Origin of the sequence: Nocardioides sp. YIM B13467 (assembly GCF_042788075.1) — a bacterium.
In the GTDB taxonomy this organism is placed as follows: Bacteria; Actinomycetota; Actinomycetes; order Propionibacteriales; family Nocardioidaceae; genus Nocardioides.
In genome coordinates, this window is the sequence record NZ_JBHZPJ010000046.1 from 807,603 (window position 1) to 826,389 (window position 18,787).

The window sequence follows — 18,787 nt, forward strand, 5'->3', positions numbered from 1 at the left end:
CCTCAGGCGGACTCGCGGATCACCAGCCTCGTCGGGAGCACGACGGACGCCTCGACCTCCTCCCCCGCCACCAGGCGGAGGATCTGCTCGGCCAGGCGGGTGCCGATCTCGTGGATCGGCTGGTGCACCGTCGTCAGCGGCGGGTCGGTGAACCGGGCCGCCTCGACGTCGTCGAACCCGATCACCGCCACGTCGTCGGGCACCCGGCGGCCGAGCCGGCGCAGCGTACGCAGGGCGCCGTCGGCCATCAGGTCGGAGGCCGCGAAGACGGCGTCGATGCGGGGATCGCGCTCCAGCAGCCGCTCCATCGCGTCGATGCCGGACTGGCGCATGAAGTCGCCCTCCTCGACCAGCGGCACCGCCCCCGGCAGCGCCTCGAGACCGGTGAGGTAGCCGGCCAGGCGCTCGCGCCCGGCGACCATGTCCTGCGGCCCGGCGATGGTCGCGATCCGGCGCCGGCCGAGACCGACGAGGTGGTTCATCGCCGCTTCGACGCCGCTGGCGTGCTCGACGTCGATGAACGGCACCGTCGCCTCGCCCAGCGGCCGCCCGCTGGTGACGACCGGGACGCCTGCCGCCCGCAGCTCCTCGGGCAGAGTGTCGGCGCCATGCATCGATGCCAGCACGACACCGTCGACGGTGCGGCCGTGCACGTAGCGGAGGATCCGGTCGTGGCTCGACTGCGTCGAGGCGAGCAGCAGCACCAGCTGTTTGTCCGCCTTCTCCAGCGCCTCGCCGACACCGCGGATCACGCCGGGGAAGAAGGCGTCGTCGGAGAAGACCCGGGTCGCGGACTCCGGCAGGATCAGAGCGATGGAGTCCGTACGCTGCGTCACCAGGCTCCGCGCCGCCGGGTTCGGCACGTAGCCGAGGTCGGCGATGGCCTGGCGGATGCTCTCGGCGATGTCGGGGCGCACGGTCGTGGAGCCGTTGACGACGCGCGAGACCGTCGCTCGCGAGGCCCCGGCCGCCCGCGCCACCGTCTCCAGCGTCGGCCGGCCGGCCGGGGTCTCGTTCATGAGTGGAACCTATCGCCTCCCGCTCACCGGGAGAACGTGAACCAGTTGAGGTTGACGAAGTCGGCCGGCTGGCCGCTGGTGAACCGCAGGAACACCGTGTGCGTGCCGGTCACCCCGCTGATGCTGCCCGGGACCGTACGCCAGCTCTGCCAGCCTCCGGTGTTGGCCACCGAGAAGCTGCCGATCGGGGCGTTGTTCACGTTGTCGAGGCGTACCTCGACCAGGCCGCTGACCCCCGCGGGCGCGCCGGAGGCGACTCGCGCGGAGAACGTACGGGCGGCGCTCGAGCCGAAGTTCACGCCGTCGTAGCGGAGCCAGTCGCCGTTGCCGAGGTAGCCGACGTTCTGACCGCCGCCGGTGTCGGTGGTCGCCTCGGTCTGGGTGCCGCTCTGGGCGTTGTAGGACTCGGCCTGGATGGTGGCGTAGGCGTCCCGGTTGCCCGGGACGGGCGGGTCGGTGGGCTCGGTGGTTCCGTCGCCCTTGGAGTAGACCGCGACGTAGTCGACCAGCATCGGCACGCCGGAGGCGGTCGCCGAGGTCGGGTTGCCGGGCCAGCCGCCGCCGATCGCGACGTTGAGGATGATGAAGAAGCCGTGGTTGGTCGCGTTGTTCCAGGTCGTCGCGTCGACCTGGTCCGAGCGGACCGTGTGGTAGAGCGTGTTGTCGACGTAGAACCGGATCTGCTGCGGGCTGGTGCTGCGGTCCCACTCCATCGCGTAGGTGTGGAACGACGACTGGCAGGTCGAGCCCGGGCAGCCCTGGAGGGTCCCGCCGAGGCCGGTGGTCTCGTTGCACGGCCCGCCGGGCGAGGTGCCGCAGTGCAGCGTGCCCCAGACCTGGTTGGCGCCGTTGACGTTCTCCATGATGTCGATCTCGCCGATGCCCGGCCAGTTCCAGTAGTTGCCGCGGAAGGGCTCGCCCAGCATCCAGAACGCCGGCCAGATGCCCTGGGCGGCCGCGCCGGTGACGTTCGGCATCTGGATGCGGCCCTCGACGCGGAGCACGCCGCCGGACGGCGGCTGGAAGTCGGTACGGGTGGTCTCGATGCGCCCGGAGGTCCAGTTGCCGGCGCCGTCGCGGATCGGCTTGATGACGAGGTTGCCGTTGCCGTCCTGGTAGACGTTCTGGGTGCTGTCGCTGTGGTAGGCGATCTCCCCGGTGCCCCAGTTGGCGGCGCCGCCGGGGTAGGAGTGGCCGATGTCGTACATCCAGTTGTTGGTGTTGATCCGCGACCCGGCCGCGCCGGTGAAGTCGTCGCTCCAGACCTTCGTCCAGCCTGCTGGGGTGCCCGGCTCCGACGCCTCCGACGCCTGCCCGAACGACGTCAGCGGGATCGCCACCGCGACCACGCCGGCCGCGATCACAGCGGCTCCTAATGACTTGAGACTTCTCATGATGACTCGCTTCCCGATGAATGAGCGATGAGTCTGGCGACTCGTGAGAGCGCTCTCTCGAGTGTCATGGTCCCAAAGCCGATGTGACCTGCGTCACCGAATACCGATCTCTTTAACAACCCGCCGAGTCGGCTCGTTCTGACCGAGAAAAGCGCCGAGTCGGCTCGTCATGACGAGCCGACTCGGCCTCCTTGGAGTGGGGAGCGTGCTAGCCGGCGGTGTAGGTGCGCTGAGCGGCTTCGCCGGTCTTGCCGAGGGCCTTGGCCTTGCCGTCGCCGACGGCGACCTTGAGGGAGCCGTCGGAGGTCTGTACGCGCAGGGGCGGCGTCACCTGGAGCGACTTGGACTCGCCGAAGGCGAGGTCGCCGCTGAAGACCACCTTGCCGCGCGAGTCGCGGACGACCACGTGGGCACCGCCGCCGGCGGCGGAGATGGTCACCGGGACGGGCGAGGACTTGCCGTAGGGGCTGTCGGTGCCGGCGGAGCCGTCGAGCTGGATCGCGCCGGCCTCGGGCTCGTGCTGGGTGCCGTCGATGACCAGGCGCGCGACCGACCAGACCAGGATGACCGCCATGACCGCGGCGACCAGGACCGACCAGGACGGACCGCCACGCATCCGCCGGACCGGACGGATCGCCGCGCTGTGGGCGAGCTCGGCCTCGAAGACGGCGCGCGGGCTGACCGGGCCGGAGGCGTACTTCTCGTCATAGGTGCGCAGCAGCGGCGCGACCTCGATCCCGAGGACACGCGCCAGCGTACGCAGGTGGCCACGGGCGTAGAAGTCGCCGCCGCAGGGGCCGAAGTCGTCGACCTCGATCGCCTCGATGACGTGCGGGCGGATCCGGGTCCACTCGGCCAGGCCGTCCATGTCCAGGGCGAGCCGGCGGCGGGCCGCGGCGATCTCGGCACCGATCTCGGGGACCTTGGTCGGCACCACCTCGGTGGGCTCGTCGTCGACGCCATCGATCGCGAGCGCCTTGACGCCCTCGTCGGGCACCGCGATCGGACGTACGCCCTCGGGCTCGGAGTCCTCGACGTCCTCGTCGACATCCGCGTCCTCGATGTCCGCGTCGGCGAACGCGGCCTCTGCCAGGTCCAGCTGGAGCGCGTTGGCACCGTGGACGGCGATGGTCTCCTGCGGCTCCTCGGGTACGTAGCGTACGTCCACCCGGACCGCCGTCGAGGGCTCGCGCAGCGGGGCGACCGGCTCTGCCTTCGCCTCGGCCACGAGATTCACTTCGGGCTCGGGCTCGGGGTCGGTCTTCGGCGTCGTCTCGTCCTGGTTCGTGTCCCGGTCCACCTGGTCCTGCTCCGCCTCGTCCACCACGTCTGCGGCATTGATATCAGGCTCGTCCAAGACCCGGAGCATCCGGGGGTTGGTGTCTCCGGCCCGCTCGGAGAGGAGCGGGCGGACCGCGGTGTCACCGTCGTCCGAGGCGGCATCGGCAGTGTGGTCTTCGGCGCTCTCGTCGGCGTCCGTCTCCGGCTCCTCCACCTCGAGCGCGGGGTCGATCTCGACGACCTCGACGCCGTCGGCGGCAACGATCGCGATGGCCTCGGTGACGTCGTCACCGGCGCCCAGGACGCGGGTGGAGAGGCCGAGCGGGAGCGAGAACGGGAGGCCGTAGAGGCGCTCGGTCAGCATCGCCTGGCGCCGGGCGGTCGGCGAGAGCTCCTCGAGCACCTCGTCCTCGTCGTGCAGCAGCACGCCGATGCGGCCGTCCTTCCAGAACCGCTCGATCCCGTCCGGACGAGGGGTGTGCTCGACGGACTCGATCTTCGACCACGGGATGCCCTGCCAGGTCTGGCCGAAGCGGAGGCGCACGCCCTGCTCGTCCACGAGCAGCAGCGGCATCCGGGAGTCCCAGGCCGTCCAGCCCTGCACCGCCGCGACGGCGAGCAGGATCAGGCCGACCAGGTAGCCCTCGATGCCGCCGCGCAGCACGAAGGCGATGCCGACGAGCAGCGACGCGAGCGCCACCACCAGCGCGAGGCGGCCGTTGCGGCGTACCTCGACGACGTCGACGTCGTGGGTCTCGACGGTCTCGGCAGGGTCGACGGCCTCGACCGCCGGTGAATTCTCGCTCACATCTCCCCCTGGATCGTTGCGATGACGCCGTCGATCTCGTCCGGCTTGACGAGTACGTCGCGTGCCTTGGAGCCCTCCGAGGGACCGACCACCCCGCGCGACTCCAGGATATCCATCAGGCGGCCGGCCTTGGCGAACCCGACGCGGAGTTTGCGCTGCAGCATCGAGGTCGACCCGAACTGGGTCGAGACGATCAGCTCGATCGCCTGAATGACCAGGTCCATGTCGTCGCCGATGTCGTCGTCCAGCACCCGCTTGGACTCCGCCGGGGCGGTCACGTCCTCGCGGTAGGACGGCTCCAGCTGGCCCTTGACGCTCTTGACGACCGCGTTGACCTCGCTCTCCGAGACCCACGAGCCCTGCACACGGATCGGCTTGGAGGAGCCCATCGGCAGGAACAGCCCGTCACCCTGGCCGACCAGCTTCTCCGCACCGGGCTGGTCGAGGATGACGCGCGAGTCAGCCAGCGACGAGGTGGCGAACGCGAGCCGCGAGGGCACGTTGGCCTTGATCAGACCCGTGACCACGTCGACCGAGGGCCGCTGCGTGGCCAGCACCAGGTGGATGCCGGCGGCACGGGCGAGCTGGGTGATGCGTACGACCGCATCCTCGACGTCGCGCGGGGCGACCATCATCAGGTCGGCGAGCTCGTCGACGATGACCAGCAGGTAGGGGTATGGCGACAGGACCCGCTCGGAGTCGGGCGGGAGCTGCACCTTCCCGGCGCGTACGGCCTTGTTGAAGTCGTCGACATGACGGAAGCCGAAGTTGGCCAGGTCGTCGTAGCGCATGTCCATCTCGCGTACGACCCAGGCCAGCGCCTCGGCGGCCTTCTTCGGGTTGGTGATGATCGGCGTGATCAGGTGCGGCACGCCCTCGTAGGAGTTGAGCTCGACCCGCTTGGGGTCGACCATGATCATCCGCACCTCGTCGGGCGTGGCCCGCATCAGCACCGAGGTGATCATCGAGTTGATGAAGGACGACTTACCCGAACCGGTCGCACCGGCGACCAGCAGGTGAGGCATCTTGGCGAGGTTGGCGACCACGAAGCCGCCCTCGACGTCCTTGCCGACCCCGGTGATCATCGGGTGGTGGTCGCCGCGCGCGGCGTTGGAGCGGAGTACGTCGCCGAGGGTGACGATCTCCTTGTCGATGTTCGGGATCTCCACGCCGACGGCCGACTTGCCGGGGATCGGCGAGAGGATGCGTACGTCGGCGGAGGCCACCGCGTAGGCGATGTTCTTCTGGATGCCGGTGATCTTCTCGACCTTCACGCCGGCACCGAGCTCCACGATGTAGCGGGTGACCGTCGGGCCACGGGTGTAGCCGGTGACCGCGGCATCGATGTTGAACTCCTCGAGCACCGCCTGGAGCCGGCTGACGATGTCGTCGGAGGCCTTGGATCGGGCCTTGTGCGGCGAGCCGGGCTTGAGCAGGTCGCTGCCCGGGAGCGTGTACGTCACGTCGCCGGCGAGCATCAGCTGCTCGACGCGCTGGGGCAGCTCGGCGTGCGGCGGCGGCTCGAGGTCGCGCCGCTTGCCGGGCTTCGGGGCGGTGTCTGCGACGGCGGGCAGGAGCCCGGCCGCGTCGCTCGGGGCCACCTCGTCCGGCTGGGTGTCGGCGTCCGAGTCGTCGTCGAGGGCGAGCGCGATGTCGAGCCCGTCCTTCTTGCGCTTCTTCTTCGGCTTCTCCTCCTCGAGGAGCGGCGTCTCGTAGGGCTCGAAGCCCTCCGGGTCGAAGGTGTCGTCGTCGGCGAAGAGCTTGTTGCCCCGGCGCACCCGCCGGATGTTGGTGCCGCTCTCGCTCATCTCCTCGGGCGGCGTCAGGCCGAGCGCCCGGTCGCGCAGCTCCACGAGGCGACTCGGCACCTGGTAGAGCGGGGTCCCGGTGATCACCAGGATCCCGAAGACGACGAGAAGGGACAGGAGTACGACGACCACGGCCGTCGAGCGCAGGACGTCGAGCAGCAGGCTGGCCACGACGTAGCCGATCGCGCCGCCGGCCCACTGCAGCTCGGTGCTGTCGCCCGAGGTGGGCTGCGGGTTGCCGTTGGCGATCTGGATGATGCCGAGCGTGGCCATCAGGAACGCGGCCCAGCCGATCGCGAGCCGGCCGACCGGAGCGGCGTTGACCGGGTCGCGCATCAGCCGGGCACCGGCGACGACGAGCCCGACCGGCACCAGCCAGCCGACCTTGCCGACGACGCCGGCCACGGCGATGCGGACCACGTCGAAGAACTGCCCGCCGAGCTGGAACCAGACGCCGGCGGCGACGAGGACGGAGAGGCCGATCAGGAACAGGCCGGCACCGTCGCGCCGGTGCTCCGGCTCGAGGTCGCTGGCGGCCTGGCCACCGACACGGAAGATGGCCGCCACTCCCCCGGCGATCGCCAGCCACAGGCTCGCGATGGTCGAGAAGATGGCGTCGAAGAGGACCGCGATCGGGCTGGGCCCGTTGCGCACGGCACGAGGTGGCGTACGGTTCGTCGTCTTCCGGTTGGTCGACTTTGCGGCGGGACGGCGCTTGTTCTGGCCCTTGTTCGGCGCTGCCTTTGAGCGGGCCCGGCTCGTGGCCGTTGCTCGCTTTGTCGTGGTCGTACTCCGGGGACGGGTGCTCTTGGTGGTGGTCGAGCTCCGCGAACCCGGCGGGGAAGACGTACGGGTCGCCATACAAGCAGGGTATTTGACCGAGCGGCCTGGCTCCGGGACCCCATGGGGGTGTGTTGCATCGGTGTAGTTTGCCGCCATGCAGAGCCTCGCAGTCCTCATCGCCCTTCTCACCGCCGCCGATGCCGTGGCGGACTGGACCTGCGTGTGGTTCGGTTGGCGGCGGATCCACTACGTCGCCAAGCCCCTGGTGATGGTGGGGCTGATGGTGTTGGTGGGGCTCGTCAGCGACGGCGAGCCGGCAGCGTGGTGGCTGGTCGTCGCGCTCTTCTTCGGGATGCTCGGCGACATCTCGATGATCGGGTCCTCGGCGCGGCGGTTCCTAGGCGGCGTGGCGCTCTTCTTCGTCGGCCACCTGGCGTACGCCGTGACCTTCCTCACCCTCGGCCTGGAGACCCCCGCGTGGTCCTGGGCCGGGATCGCGGTCGCGATCGTGCTGGCGATCCCGATGGGCCGGGTGCTCCGCGGCGCCCGGGAGATGGGCGGCACGCCGATGGCGGCGGCCCTGGCGGCGTACTCGCTGGTGATCGCCACCATGCTCGTGCTCGGCTGGATGACCGGGAGTGTGTGGATCGCCGTGGGCGCGCTGATCTTCGTCGTCAGCGACACCCTGATCGGGCTCAACCTCGCCGAGCACGGCAACGAGCCGCCGCGCCTGACCAACGTGCAGATCATGGTGACCTATCACGTCGGCCAGGCGCTGATCACGGCTGGCGTGCTGCTGGCGCTCCCTACGCCTCGATGACGACCGGGACGATCATCGGGCGGCGACGGTGGGTGCTGGAGACCCAGCGCCCGAAGGTACGCCGGATGGCCTGCTGCAGCTGGTAGGTGTCGGTCGCGCCCTCCGAGATGGCCCGGTTGACCGCCTTGATGATCGGCTGCTTGATCGGCTCGAAGGCGTTGTCGGGCCAGACGTGGCCGCGGGCGTGGATCTCGGGGCCGCTGGCGACAATGCCCTTGACCGAGTCGACCACGACGATGATCGAGACGAAGCCCTCCTCGGACAGGATGCGGCGGTCCTTGAGCTCGGACTCGGTGACGTCGCCGACGGTGGTGCCGTCGACGAAGACGTAGCCGCACTCGACCTTGCCGGCGATCTCGGCCTTGCCGTCGATGAGGTCGACGACCACGCCGTCCTCGGCGTAGACGACGCTCTCCACACCGGTCTGGCGGGCCAGGTCACCGTTGGCGAGCAGGTGGCGCACCTCGCCGTGGACGGGCATCACGTTGCGCGGGCGGACGATGTTGTAGCAGTAGAGCAGCTCGCCGGCGCTGGCGTGGCCGGAGACGTGCACCAGGGCGTTGCCCTTGTGGACCACGTTGGCGCCGAGTCGGGCGAGGCCGTTGATCACCCGGTAGACCGAGTTCTCGTTGCCGGGGATCAGGCTCGAGGCGAGCAGCACGGTGTCGCCCGGCTCGATGTGGACGAAGTTGTGGGTGCCGTTGGCGATCCGCGACAGCGCCGACATCGGCTCGCCCTGCGAGCCGGTCGAGACCATGACGACCCGCTCAGGCGGCAGCTCGGCGAGCTCCTTGGCGTCGACGATGACGTCCTCGGGCACGTGCAGGTAGCCCAGGTCGGAGGCGATCTGCATGTTGCGGACCATCGAGCGACCGACGTACGCCACCTTGCGGCCGTGAGCGACCGCGCTGTCGAGCACCTGCTGGACGCGGTGCACGTGAGAGGCGAAGCAGGCCACGATGATGCGCTGGTCGGACTCGCGGAAGACCTGCTCGATCGCGGGCGCGATCTTCTTCTCCGCGGTCGTGAAGCCGGGGACCTCGGCGTTGGTGGAGTCGGTGAGGAACAGGTCCACACCCTCCTCGCCGAGCCGGGCGAACGCGCGCAGGTCGGTGATCCGGCCGTCCAGCGGCAGCTGGTCCATCTTGAAGTCGCCGGTGTGCAGCACGAGTCCGGCGCCGGTGCGGATCGCGACCGCGAGCGCGTCCGGGATGGAGTGGTTGACGGCGACGAACTCGAGCTCGAACGGCCCGAAGGAGATCGTGTCGCCCTCGCGTACCTTGTGCTGGACGGTCTCGCGCAGGCGGTGCTCGCGCAGCTTGGAGCCGAGCAGGGCCAGGGTCAGCTCGGAGCCGACCAGCGGGATGTTCTGACGCTCGCGGAGCAGGTAGGGCGTCGCGCCGATGTGGTCCTCGTGGCCGTGGGTCAGGACCAGCGCCTCGATGTCGCCGAGCCGGTCACGGATCGGGCCGAAGTCGGGCAGGATCAGGTCGACCCCGGGCTGCTGCTCCTCGGGGAACAGCACGCCGCAGTCGACGATCAGCAGCCGGCCGTCGTACTCGAAGACGGTCATGTTGCGGCCGACCTCGCCGAGGCCGCCGAGAGGGGTGACCCGCAGGCCGCCCTTGGGGAGCTTGCCGGGTTCGGTCAGCTCCGGGTGTGGGTGAGACAAAGGCGTTCCTTCTAGAGAAGGCCAGAGGCCTCCAGCCCGGCTCGCAGCGCCTCGACCTCGTCGCTGTCGAGAGCCACCAGGGGCCCTCGTACGTTGCGGTTGTCGATCACGCCGGTCAGCTCGAGAGCGGCCTTGGCGGTGGTGGCTCCGTAGTTCGGGACGCCCATGATGGCGTCGATCGCGGGGAGCATCCGCGCATAAGTCTTGCGGGCGGTCTCGATGTCGCTCGCCGCGAAGGCGTCGATCATCGTCCGCGTCTGGTCGCCGAGCACATGGGCGGCGACGCTGATCACGCCGACGGCGCCGTGCGCCAGCCAGGCGAGGGTGAGCGCGTCGTCACCGGAGTAGATCGAGTAGCCGAGGTCGAGCAGCCTGGTGCCGCGCGGGAAGTCGCCGGCGGCCTCCTTGACCGCGACGACGGTGTCCCAGGTGATCGCCTCGCGGTAGGTGTCGAGGGTGATCGGCGAGCCGGTGCGGCCGGGGACGTCGTAGAGGATGACCGGGGTGTCGGTCGCGGAGACGACGGTGCGGAAGTGCTCGCGGATGCCGCGCTCGCCCGGCTTGTTGTAGTAGGGCGTCACCAGCAGCAGGCCGTCGGCGCCGATCGACGCCGCCTGCTTGGCGAGCTCGACGGTGGTGCGGGTGTCGTTGGTGCCGATGCCGGCCACGATCTTGGCGCGGTCGTCGACGGCGTCCTTGACCGCGGCCAGGATCTCGCCGTCCTCGGCCGGAGTGGTGGTCGGCGACTCGCCGGTGGTGCCGGAGACGACGATGCCGTCGTGGCCGTGGTCGACCAGGTGCTTGGCGACTTTCTGGGTCTGCTCCAGGTCGACCGAGCCATCGTCGTTGAACATCGTGACGAGTGCGGAGAGCACGGTGCCGAAGGGAGCATCAGTCATGGCGTACAGACTATCGTCAGACGCGCTGCATGACCTCGTCGGCTACGAGTGCGAGATGGTCGAGATCGCTCAGGTCGAGCACCTGGAGGTAGAGACGGGTCGCGCCGACGTCCTCGAACCGCTTGATCTTGGCGACCACCTCGTCCGGGGTGCCGGCCAGGCCGTTCTCGCGCAGCTCGGCGGGCTCGCGGCCGATCGCCCGCGCACGGCTGGCGATCTCGTCCTCGTCGCGGCCGACGCAGAGCACCTGGGCGGCGGAGTAGATCATCGAGTCGTCCCGGCCGGCAGCCTCGACGAAGCGCCCGACGTTCTCGAACAGCGCCTGGGATTCCTCGACGGAGACGAAGGCGGCGTTGAACTCGTCGGCGAAGGTCGCGGCCAGCGTCGGCGTACGCTTCTTGCCGCCGCCGCCCACGATCACCGGGATCGAGCCGGCGTGGCCACGGGTCTGGACCGGCTTCGGCAGGCCCGGGCTCTCCTTGATCGTGTAGTGCTTCCCGTTGAAGTCGAAGGTCTCCCCCGGCTCGGTCGCCCACAGCCCGGTGATGATCTCGAGCTGCTCCTCGAGCTTGTCGAACCGCTCCCCCAGGGCCGGGAACGGGATCCCGTACGCCTCGTGCTCCTCCTCGAACCAGCCGGCCCCCAGGCCGAGCTCGACCCGGCCCTCGGACATGTCGTCCACGTTGGCCGCCTGGATGGCCAGCACGCCCGGGAGGCGGAAGGTCGCCGAGGTGACCAGCGTGCCGAGCCGGATCGTGCTCGTGTCGCGGGCCAGGCCGGCGAGCGTCGTCCACGCGTCGCTCGGTCCGGGCAGCCCGTCGACCGAGCCCATCTTCAGATAGTGATCGGAGCGGAAGAACGCCCCGAACCCCAGCTCCTCGGCTTTCTGGGCGACCGCGAGGATGTCGGCGTAGGACGCCCCCTGCTGGGGCTCGGTGAAGATGCGCAGCTCCATGCCGTTCACCTTAGAGGGGCGAGACACCTACTCGCGCGTCAGGGAGCACGGGCGAGAAAGACGCGGTCGTACGCCTCGTGCGGCTCGCGCTTGGTCTCGACCCACTCGGCCTCGTCGAAGGGCGGGTAGAGGACATCGCCCTCGGGAGTCAGGTGGACGCGGGTGATGACCTGCTCGGTGGCGTACGGCAGAGCTGCTTCGTAGACCTGCGCGCCGCCGGCGATGACCGTGTCGCCCTGCTCCTTCGCGGCCAGGGCGAGGGCGGAGTCGATGTCGTGGGCGACCAGCACGCCGTCGTACGACCAGGTTTGGTCACGGGTCAGCACGACCGTGGTGCGGCCCGGGAGGGGGCGGCCGATGGACTCGAAGGTGGTGCGGCCCATGACGAGCGTGTGGCCCATCGTGATCGCCTTGAACTCGGCCTGCTCGCCGGGGATCTTCCAGGGGATGTCGGGTCCGTTGCCGATGACGCCGTTGTCGGCGACGGCCGCGACCATCACGACGCGCCCCGAACCGGCCTCAGACGGCAACGGGTGCCTTGATGCCGGGGGCAGGGTCGTAGCCCTCCACCGTGATGTCCTCGAGCTCGAACGCGTCGATGTCCTTGACATCCGGGTTCAGCCGCAGCGTCGGCAGCGGCCTCGGCTCGCGGGTGAGCTGGAGGCGGGCCTGCTCGAGGTGGTTGCTGTAGAGGTGGGCGTCGCCGAGCGTGTGCACGAAGTCACCGACCTCGAGCCCGGTCACGTGAGCGACCATGTGGGTGAGCAAGGCGTAGGAGGCGATGTTGAACGGCACCCCCAGGAACACGTCCGCGGAGCGCTGGTAGAGCTGCAGGCTCAGCTTGCCGTCGGCGACGTAGAACTGGCACAGCGTGTGGCACGGCGGCAGCGCCATGTCGTCGATGTCGGCCGGGTTCCAGGCGCTGATCACGTGGCGGCGGCTGTCGGGGTCGGTGCGGATCTGGTCGATGATCTTGGCGATCTGGTCGACGTGACGCCCGTCCGGAGTCGGCCAGGAACGCCACTGGTAGCCGTAGACCGGCCCCAGGTCGCCGTTCTCATCGGCCCATTCGTCCCAGATCGTGATGCCCCGCTCCTGGAGCCAGCGCACGTTGGTGTCGCCACGCAGGAACCAGAGCAGCTCCCCGAAGACCGAGCGGGTGTGGACCTTCTTCGTCGTCAGCAGCGGGAAACCCTCGCTGAGGTCGTATCGGGTCTGGTGACCGAAGACGCTGATCGTGCCCGTCCCGGTGCGGTCGGACTTCTCCACGCCCTCGTCGAGGATGCGGGTCAACAGATCGAGGTAGGACTGCACAGCCCCAGCCTAGGTCAGACCTCCACCGTCCCATGGATGGTGGTCAGTGTGTCTCCGCCCACCCACACCTGATCCCCGACCCGCTCGACGTGCACACGTCCCTTCCGCCTCATGGCGGTCCCCTGAGAAGCGACGTACGCCTCCGGTAGCTGCGACCCAGCCAGCCACTGCCCCAGCGCGGCGTTGAGCGACCCGGTGACCGGGTCCTCGAAGGCGACGCCGTCGGCCGGGAAGTACGCCCGGACCTCGACCGCGCACTCGCTGCCCTCGGGGTAGCGCCCGACGAGGCCGACCTTGTGACTCCCCAGAGCGGCGTGGTCGGGCGTCACGGCGAGCACAGCCTCCGCGTCGGCGAGCATCACTCCGACCCAGCCCGGCCCGTTGTCGCACCACCGCGCGTCCTTGATGTCGCCGCGCTCGATCTGCAGGCCGTTGGCGATGGCACCCAGAGTGTCCTCGTCGACCTCGCCACCCCGGCGCAGCTCCGGCGCGGCGAAGGCGATCCGGTCGTCACTGCGCAGCTCGACCAGACCGACGCCGCACTCCTGCACCAGGCTGGCGCCCTTGGGCTTCCCGCCCGCCTCCAGCCACGCGTGTGCCGACCCGAGCGTCGGGTGTCCCGCGAACGGCAGCTCGCCGCTGACCGTGAAGATCCGCAGCCGGTAGTCGGCAGCCGGGTCCGTCGGGGTCAGCAGGAACGTGGTCTCGGACAGGTTGGTCCACCGCGCGAAGGCAGCCATCTGCTCGTCGGTCAGGCCGTCGGCCCCGTGTACGACGGCGACCGGGTTGCCCAGCAGGGGCTCGTTGGTGAAGACGTCGACCTGGCGGAACTCGTAGGCACTCACCCGCGAGAGCCTAGCCGTGGCCGGAGAGCCTCAGGCGGTCAGCTTCATCGGACCGTAGACCTGCCGGTCGTGCTCGAAGAGCACCACCGCGGCCACGCCCGCGTCCAGGAGGTCCTGCCAGACCTCGCCCACCCATGACTCGGCGTCGCTCTGGTTGGCGAAGCGCTGGCCGGCGAGGTCCCCGTCGACCGACACCTCGGCACCCGAGGCGTCGACGAGCTGCCACCACCACGGCCGGTCCGCGGCGGTGGGCTGCTTGAACACCGAGGGAACGTCCGGGATGCTCATGCCGCCACCTCCGTAGCGCAAGCGCCAGAATACGGACGCGGCGGCATGAATGACTGAATGGTCGCTCGCTGGCGCTCGCTCATCAGCCCTCCCGAACGTGCGAGGGAACGAAGGGAGGCTTGGTGAGCTGGAAGATCTCGCGGCGGCCGCGTACGTCGATGCCGATCTCGGCCTCGGGGTTGACCGTGGTCGAGACGAGCACCAGGCCGACGCCCTTCTTCAGCGTGGGCGAGAAGGTGCCGGAGGTGACCTCGCCGACCGGCACGTCGGCGGTCAGGGACGCGGTCATGTGTGGACGTGGGATGCCTCGGCCGACAGCGACTATGCCGCGCAGGGCGCGCTTCGGGCCGGCCTCCTTCTCGGCGACCAGCTTGTCGCGGCCCCAGAAGGCATCCTTCTTCCAGCCGACGGCCCAGCCGAGGCCGGCCTCGTTGGGGGTGACGTCGAGGGCGATGTCCTGGCCGTGGAGCGGGTAGCCCATCTCCGTACGCAGGGTGTCGCGGGCGCCGAGCCCGCACGGCACCGCGCCGAGCTCCTCGCCCCGGGACAGCAGCGCGTCCCAGAGCGCGCCGGCGGCCTCGTTGGCGACGATCAGCTCGTAGCCACGCTCACCCGAGTAGCCGGAGCGGCACACCACGACGCCGATCTCGTCACCGAGTATGTCGGGGGCGGCCGCCTCCACGAAGGACATGTATTCGTGACCGGCCGGCAGCCCGACCGCCTCGAGCAGCTCGTCGGACTTCGGCCCCTGGACGGCGAGCACCGCGTAGTCGCGGTGGTGGTCGGCGAGGTTGATCCCCTCGGGCGCGGCCTCCTGGAGCCGACGCACGACCTCCGGGGTGTTGGCGGCGTTGGGAACGATCAGGACGTGCTCGTCGTCGCGGTAGTAGGCGATCAGGTCGTCGACGATGCCGCCGGTCGCCTCGTCGCAGCACAGTGTGTACTGGGCCTTGCCCGGCTTGATCCGGTTGAGGTCGTTGGTGAAGGACGCGTTGACGAAGTCGGCCGCACCCGGCCCGCTGATCATGACCTTGCCCAGGTGGCTGACGTCGAAGACCCCGACGGCTTCACGGACCGCCGTGTGCTCCTTGACGACGCCGGAATACTCCAGCGGCATCGACCAGCCGCCGAACTCACCGAACTTCGCGCCGAGCCCGACGTGGTTTTCGTGCAGAGGGGACTGGAGCAGCTCCGACCCGCCCCCCGTGGAGGTCTCTTCAGCCATACCGCGAACTTATCGCACCAGGCCGACACTCCCCGGTCCGCGCCCCCTCCGGGCGCGCCACACCTAGACTGCACGGCGTGACCCTGCCTGACATCACCTACACGCTGCGTACCGCCTCCCCCGCCAAGACCCGTGCCGAGGCGGTCGTCGTCGGTATCGGCCAGGGCGCGAAGGCTGTCGAGGTGACCGCCGGCGCGGAGGACGTCAAGGCCGCCTACGGTCGCCGGTGGCGCGGGATGCTCGCCACCCTCGGCGTCAGCGGCAAGGCCGGCGAGATCACCCGCCTGCCCGCAGGGAACGAGATCGGCGCCCAGCTCCTCGTGCTGGTCGGGCTCGGCAAGCCCGGTGCGGACGGGACCTACTCGGCCGATGCCGTACGCCGCGCCGCCGGCGCCGCGGCCCGCGCGGTGCCCAACGCGACGTCCGTCGCCGTGTCCCTTCCCGCCGACACCCCCGACCTGGTCCGTGCCGTCACCGAGGGCTACGTCCTCGGCGGCTACACCTACACCACCTATAAGTCGAACAGCGGCAAGTCTGGTGGGGACGGCAACGGGCCGAGCGATGTCGCGATCCTGAGCGCGATCGCGCGGCGTACGGACGCGGTCACCGCCTTCGAGGAGGCGCAGATCCTCGCGCAGGCGGTCGCCGGCACGCGCGAGTGGGTCAACATCCCGCCGGCCGACCTGACTCCCGCGGCGTTCGCCGACGCCATGGCGCACGTGGCCGGGCTGGTCGAGGGCGTCGAGACGAGCGTGTACGACGAGGAGCAGCTCGCCGAGCTCGGCTGCGGCGGCATCCTCGCGGTGGGCATGGGCTCGGCGGCCAAGCCGCGCCTGGTCGAGCTCACCTACGCCCCCGACGACGCGCGTGGCCACATCGCACTGGTCGGCAAGGGCATCACCTTCGACTCCGGCGGCCTCACCATCAAGCCGGGCAGCTCGATGTCCACGATGAAGTCGGACATGGCCGGTGCCGCCGCGGTGGCCCAGGCGACCTTCGCGATCGCCCGCCTCGGGCTGCCGGTGAAGGTCTCCGCGTTCGTGCCGATGGCGGAGAACATGGTCTCCGGCTCGTCCTACCGCCCGGGTGACGTGGTCACCCACTACGGCGGCACGACCGTCGAGGTCTCCAACATGGACGCCGAAGGTCGGATGATCCTCGCCGACGCCCTGGTGCGGGCCACCGAGGTCTCGCCGGACCTGATCATCGACGTCGCCACCCTCACCGGTCACATGGTGATGGCGCTGGGTGACCGGGTCAGCGGCGTACTCGGCTCCGCGGACGTCGTCGACCGTGTTCTCGCCGCCGCCGACGTCGCCGGCGAGCAGATGTGGCCGATGCCCATCCCGGAATGGATGGACGAGCGAATCCGTTCCTCCAAGGTGGCTGACCTCAACCAGCACGACTGGATCCGCTGGGGCGGTGGGCTGTACGCAGCCGCGTTCCTGCGCGAGTTCACCGGCGGTCTTCCCTGGGCCCACCTCGACATCGCCGGACCGTCCTTCAACAGTGGCGGCGCCTCCGGACATCTCACTCCCGGAGGCACGGGTGTGGCGGTGGCAACACTGGTGGACTACGTACGCGAGATGGCTACCGATCAGTAGTGGTCCGGTTGACACAGCGCTGCGGGGGTAGTGACAAGATGGGCTCCGTGATCGACGCCCTTGGCCGCACATCTGGCGGCATCATGAGTGCGTCGGGCAGGTGTCGGCCCAGACCGATGCGACTCTCTCCTCGCCGAGCCCTCGTGCTCGGTCGTGGTGACGCGCGTGTCCGGACATACAAGTAGAGCAACGAACAGACGTAGAACGAAGGAATCCATGGCCACCGAAGTAACTCTCCCGGCCCTCGGCGAGTCCGTCACCGAGGGCACCGTCACCCGCTGGCTCAAGCAGGTCGGCGACACGGTTGCGGTCGATGAGGCCCTGCTGGAGGTCTCCACCGACAAGGTCGACACCGAGATCCCCTCGCCGGTCGCCGGCACCCTGCTCGAGATCAAGGCGTCCGAGGACGACACCGTCGAGGTCGGTGGCCTGCTCGCCGTCATCGGCGCTGCCGACGAGGCCGGCGCCGATGCCGCTCCCGCGGAGCCCGCCGCGCCCGTGGCCGAGCCCGAGGCTGCGGCTCCCGCCGCCGAGCCCGAGGCTCCGGCAGCTCCGGCCGAGCCCGAGGCACCCGCCGAGCCCGCCGCGCCTGCCGCTCCGGCGCCCGCCGCCGGCGGAAACGCCACCGAGGTTGCTCTCCCCGCGCTGGGTGAGTCGGTCACCGAGGGCACCGTCACCCGCTGGCTCAAGCAGGTCGGCGACACGGTCGCCGTCGACGACGCGCTGCTCGAGGTCTCCACCGACAAGGTCGACACCGAGATCCCCTCGCCGGTCGCCGGCACCCTGCTCGAGATCAAGGTCGCCGAGGACGAGACCGTCGAGGTCGGCGCCGTGCTGGCGCTCGTCGGTGACGCCGGCGCCGCCCCGGCCTCCGAGCCCGCGCCCGCCGCCCCGGCCCCGGAGCCCACCCCCGAGCCCGAGCCGGCTCCTGCCCCGGAGCCTGCTCCGGCCGCCGCCGCACCCGCGCCGGCTCCGGCCGCGCCCGCTCCGGCCGCGCCCGCCCCGGCCGCGCCCGCCCCCTCTGCTCCGGCTCCTGCGGCCCCGGCCCACGCCGCGCCGTCCACCGACGGTTCCCCGGCCATCCAGCCCGGCGGCTACGTGACCCCGCTCGTACGCAAGCTCGCGGCCCAGCACAACGTCGACCTCGACACCGTCCAGGGTTCGGGCGTCGGTGGCCGCGTCCGCAAGGAGGACATCCTCCAGGCGGCCGCCGCGAAGTCGGCTCCGGCCGCTGCCCCGGCAGCCGCCGCTCCGGCGGCCTCGGCTGCTCCGGCTGCTTCCTCCGCCGCCCCCGCGGCCCCGTCGCCGCTGCGTGGCACCACCGAGAAGATCTCGCGTCTGCGCAAGGTGATCGCCGAGCGGATGACCGAGTCGCTGCACACCGCGGCTCAACTGACCCAGGTCATGGAGGTCGATGTCACCAACATCGCCCGCCTCCGCGAGGCCAACAAGGCCGGGTTCCTGCAGCGCGAGGGCGTCAAGCTGACCTACCTGCCGTTCTTCGCCAAGGCCGCGATCGACGCGCTCAAGGTGCACCCGAAGCTCAACGCCGGGATCGACATCGAGGCCGGCACGGTCACCTACTACGACCGCGAGAACATCGCCTTCGCCGTCGACACCGAGAAGGGTCTGCTGACCCCCGTCGTCAAGGACGCGGGCGACCTCTCGATCGCCGGCATCGCGAAGAAGATCGCGGACGTCGCGGACCGCACGCGCAACAACAAGATCACCCCGGACGAGCTCTCCGGCGGCACCTTCACGATCACCAACCTGGGATCGTTCGGTGCGCTCTTCGACACCCCGATCATCAACCAGCCGCAGGTCGCCATCCTCGGCCCGGGTGCTGTCGTGAAGCGTCCGGTCGTCATCGACGACCCGGACCTCGGCGAGACGATCGCGGTGCGCTACATGGTCAACGTCGCGCTGACCTACGACCACCGTCTGGTCGACGGCGCCGACGCCGGCCGCTTCCTCCAGGACGTCAAGAAGCGCCTCGAGGCGGCTCAGTTCGAGCTCTGAGCATGCAGAGACGCCCCGGAGCCGACGGCTCCGGGGCGTCTCTCATTTCATGA

At 70.1% G+C, this 18,787-nt stretch carries 15 protein-coding genes; 3 read left to right on the plus strand and 12 right to left on the minus strand.

What is annotated here, in order from left to right; translation table 11 throughout:
• Positions 1–2: 2 nt before the first annotated feature.
• The 4 genes from ACFX43_RS11015 to ACFX43_RS11030 form a co-directional block, all read right to left on the minus strand.
• The gene (locus ACFX43_RS11015) at positions 3–1,019 is read right to left on the minus strand and encodes a LacI family DNA-binding transcriptional regulator (protein WP_378820566.1); all 1,017 of its coding nucleotides are present in this window, start codon (positions 1,017–1,019) and stop codon (positions 3–5) included.
• A gap of 23 nt (positions 1,020–1,042) precedes the next feature.
• Positions 1,043–2,413, minus strand: a complete 1,371-nt coding sequence (locus tag ACFX43_RS11020) for a glycoside hydrolase family 16 protein (protein WP_378820568.1) — start codon at positions 2,411–2,413, stop codon at positions 1,043–1,045.
• Positions 2,414–2,621: 208 nt separating this feature from the next.
• Complete coding sequence (locus ACFX43_RS11025) at positions 2,622–4,502, minus strand: helix-turn-helix domain-containing protein (RefSeq protein WP_378820571.1); 1,881 nt, start codon at positions 4,500–4,502, stop codon at positions 2,622–2,624.
• On the minus strand, positions 4,499–7,171 hold the full coding sequence (locus ACFX43_RS11030) for a DNA translocase FtsK 4TM domain-containing protein (RefSeq protein ID WP_378820575.1): 2,673 nt from the start codon (positions 7,169–7,171) through the stop codon (positions 4,499–4,501). Before ACFX43_RS11030 ends, ACFX43_RS11025 begins: the two co-directional genes overlap by 4 nt.
• Before the next feature lie 76 nt (positions 7,172–7,247).
• On the opposite strand from ACFX43_RS11030, the gene ACFX43_RS11035 reads away from it, so the two are divergent.
• Complete coding sequence (locus ACFX43_RS11035) at positions 7,248–7,913, plus strand: lysoplasmalogenase (protein ID WP_378820578.1); 666 nt, start codon at positions 7,248–7,250, stop codon at positions 7,911–7,913.
• Here ACFX43_RS11035 and ACFX43_RS11040 read toward each other — a convergent pair.
• From ACFX43_RS11040 to gcvT, 8 genes are all read right to left on the minus strand, one after another.
• Positions 7,900–9,585: a ribonuclease J gene (locus tag ACFX43_RS11040; RefSeq protein WP_378820581.1), complete on the minus strand. Its 1,686-nt coding sequence runs from the start codon at positions 9,583–9,585 to the stop codon at positions 7,900–7,902. The two genes, ACFX43_RS11035 and ACFX43_RS11040, sit on opposite strands and share 14 nt — an antisense overlap.
• An 11-nt stretch (positions 9,586–9,596) precedes the next feature.
• Positions 9,597–10,484 (minus strand): 4-hydroxy-tetrahydrodipicolinate synthase, encoded by an 888-nt coding sequence (gene dapA / locus ACFX43_RS11045; RefSeq protein ID WP_378820584.1) that lies wholly within the window; start codon positions 10,482–10,484, stop codon positions 9,597–9,599.
• 16 nt (positions 10,485–10,500) lie between these two features.
• Positions 10,501–11,439, minus strand: a complete 939-nt coding sequence (locus ACFX43_RS11050) for an LLM class F420-dependent oxidoreductase (RefSeq protein ID WP_378820587.1) — start codon at positions 11,437–11,439, stop codon at positions 10,501–10,503.
• A 38-nt stretch (positions 11,440–11,477) separates the two neighbouring features.
• Complete coding sequence (locus tag ACFX43_RS11055) at positions 11,478–11,969, minus strand: dihydrofolate reductase (protein ID WP_378820590.1); 492 nt, start codon at positions 11,967–11,969, stop codon at positions 11,478–11,480.
• Positions 11,959–12,753, minus strand: a complete 795-nt coding sequence (locus tag ACFX43_RS11060) for a thymidylate synthase (RefSeq protein ID WP_378820592.1) — start codon at positions 12,751–12,753, stop codon at positions 11,959–11,961. Before ACFX43_RS11060 ends, ACFX43_RS11055 begins: the two co-directional genes overlap by 11 nt.
• Positions 12,754–12,767: 14 nt before the next feature.
• Positions 12,768–13,598, minus strand: coding sequence for a PhzF family phenazine biosynthesis protein (locus ACFX43_RS11065; RefSeq protein WP_378820594.1), 831 nt, complete (start codon positions 13,596–13,598; stop codon positions 12,768–12,770).
• A 30-nt stretch (positions 13,599–13,628) separates the two neighbouring features.
• Positions 13,629–13,886, minus strand: coding sequence for a hypothetical protein (locus ACFX43_RS11070; RefSeq protein ID WP_355022011.1), 258 nt, complete (start codon positions 13,884–13,886; stop codon positions 13,629–13,631).
• A gap of 82 nt (positions 13,887–13,968) precedes the next feature.
• Positions 13,969–15,111: a glycine cleavage system aminomethyltransferase GcvT gene (gene gcvT / locus ACFX43_RS11075; RefSeq protein WP_378820597.1), complete on the minus strand. Its 1,143-nt coding sequence runs from the start codon at positions 15,109–15,111 to the stop codon at positions 13,969–13,971.
• Positions 15,112–15,188: 77 nt separating this feature from the next.
• Here gcvT and ACFX43_RS11080 point away from each other — a divergent pair, with 77 nt between their 5' ends.
• Positions 15,189–16,715 carry a leucyl aminopeptidase gene (locus tag ACFX43_RS11080; RefSeq protein WP_378820600.1) on the plus strand — a complete coding sequence of 509 codons (1,527 nt, stop codon included), beginning with the start codon at positions 15,189–15,191 and terminating at the stop codon, positions 16,713–16,715.
• A 216-nt stretch (positions 16,716–16,931) separates the two neighbouring features.
• Positions 16,932–18,734: a 2-oxoglutarate dehydrogenase, E2 component, dihydrolipoamide succinyltransferase gene (sucB, locus tag ACFX43_RS11085; protein WP_378820602.1), complete on the plus strand. Its 1,803-nt coding sequence runs from the start codon at positions 16,932–16,934 to the stop codon at positions 18,732–18,734.
• Positions 18,735–18,787: the final 53 nt, after the last annotated feature.

What these genes read in the sequence shown, in the direction of transcription:
- ACFX43_RS11035 (WP_378820578.1), top strand. Translation starts at nt 7,248, where the DNA reads ATGCAGAGCCTCGCAGTCCTCATCGCCCTTCTCACCGCCGCCGATGCC.
- ACFX43_RS11020 (WP_378820568.1), bottom strand. Translation starts at nt 2,413, where the DNA reads ATGAGAAGTCTCAAGTCATTAGGAGCCGCTGTGATCGCGGCCGGCGTG.
- ACFX43_RS11030 (WP_378820575.1), bottom strand. Translation starts at nt 7,171, where the DNA reads ATGGCGACCCGTACGTCTTCCCCGCCGGGTTCGCGGAGCTCGACCACC.
- ACFX43_RS11050 (WP_378820587.1), bottom strand. Translation starts at nt 11,439, where the DNA reads ATGGAGCTGCGCATCTTCACCGAGCCCCAGCAGGGGGCGTCCTACGCC.
- gcvT (WP_378820597.1), bottom strand. Translation starts at nt 15,111, where the DNA reads ATGGCTGAAGAGACCTCCACGGGGGGCGGGTCGGAGCTGCTCCAGTCC.
- sucB (WP_378820602.1), top strand. Translation starts at nt 16,932, where the DNA reads ATGGCCACCGAAGTAACTCTCCCGGCCCTCGGCGAGTCCGTCACCGAG.
- dapA (WP_378820584.1), bottom strand. Translation starts at nt 10,484, where the DNA reads ATGACTGATGCTCCCTTCGGCACCGTGCTCTCCGCACTCGTCACGATG.
- ACFX43_RS11015 (WP_378820566.1), bottom strand. Translation starts at nt 1,019, where the DNA reads ATGAACGAGACCCCGGCCGGCCGGCCGACGCTGGAGACGGTGGCGCGG.
- ACFX43_RS11070 (WP_355022011.1), bottom strand. Translation starts at nt 13,886, where the DNA reads ATGAGCATCCCGGACGTTCCCTCGGTGTTCAAGCAGCCCACCGCCGCG.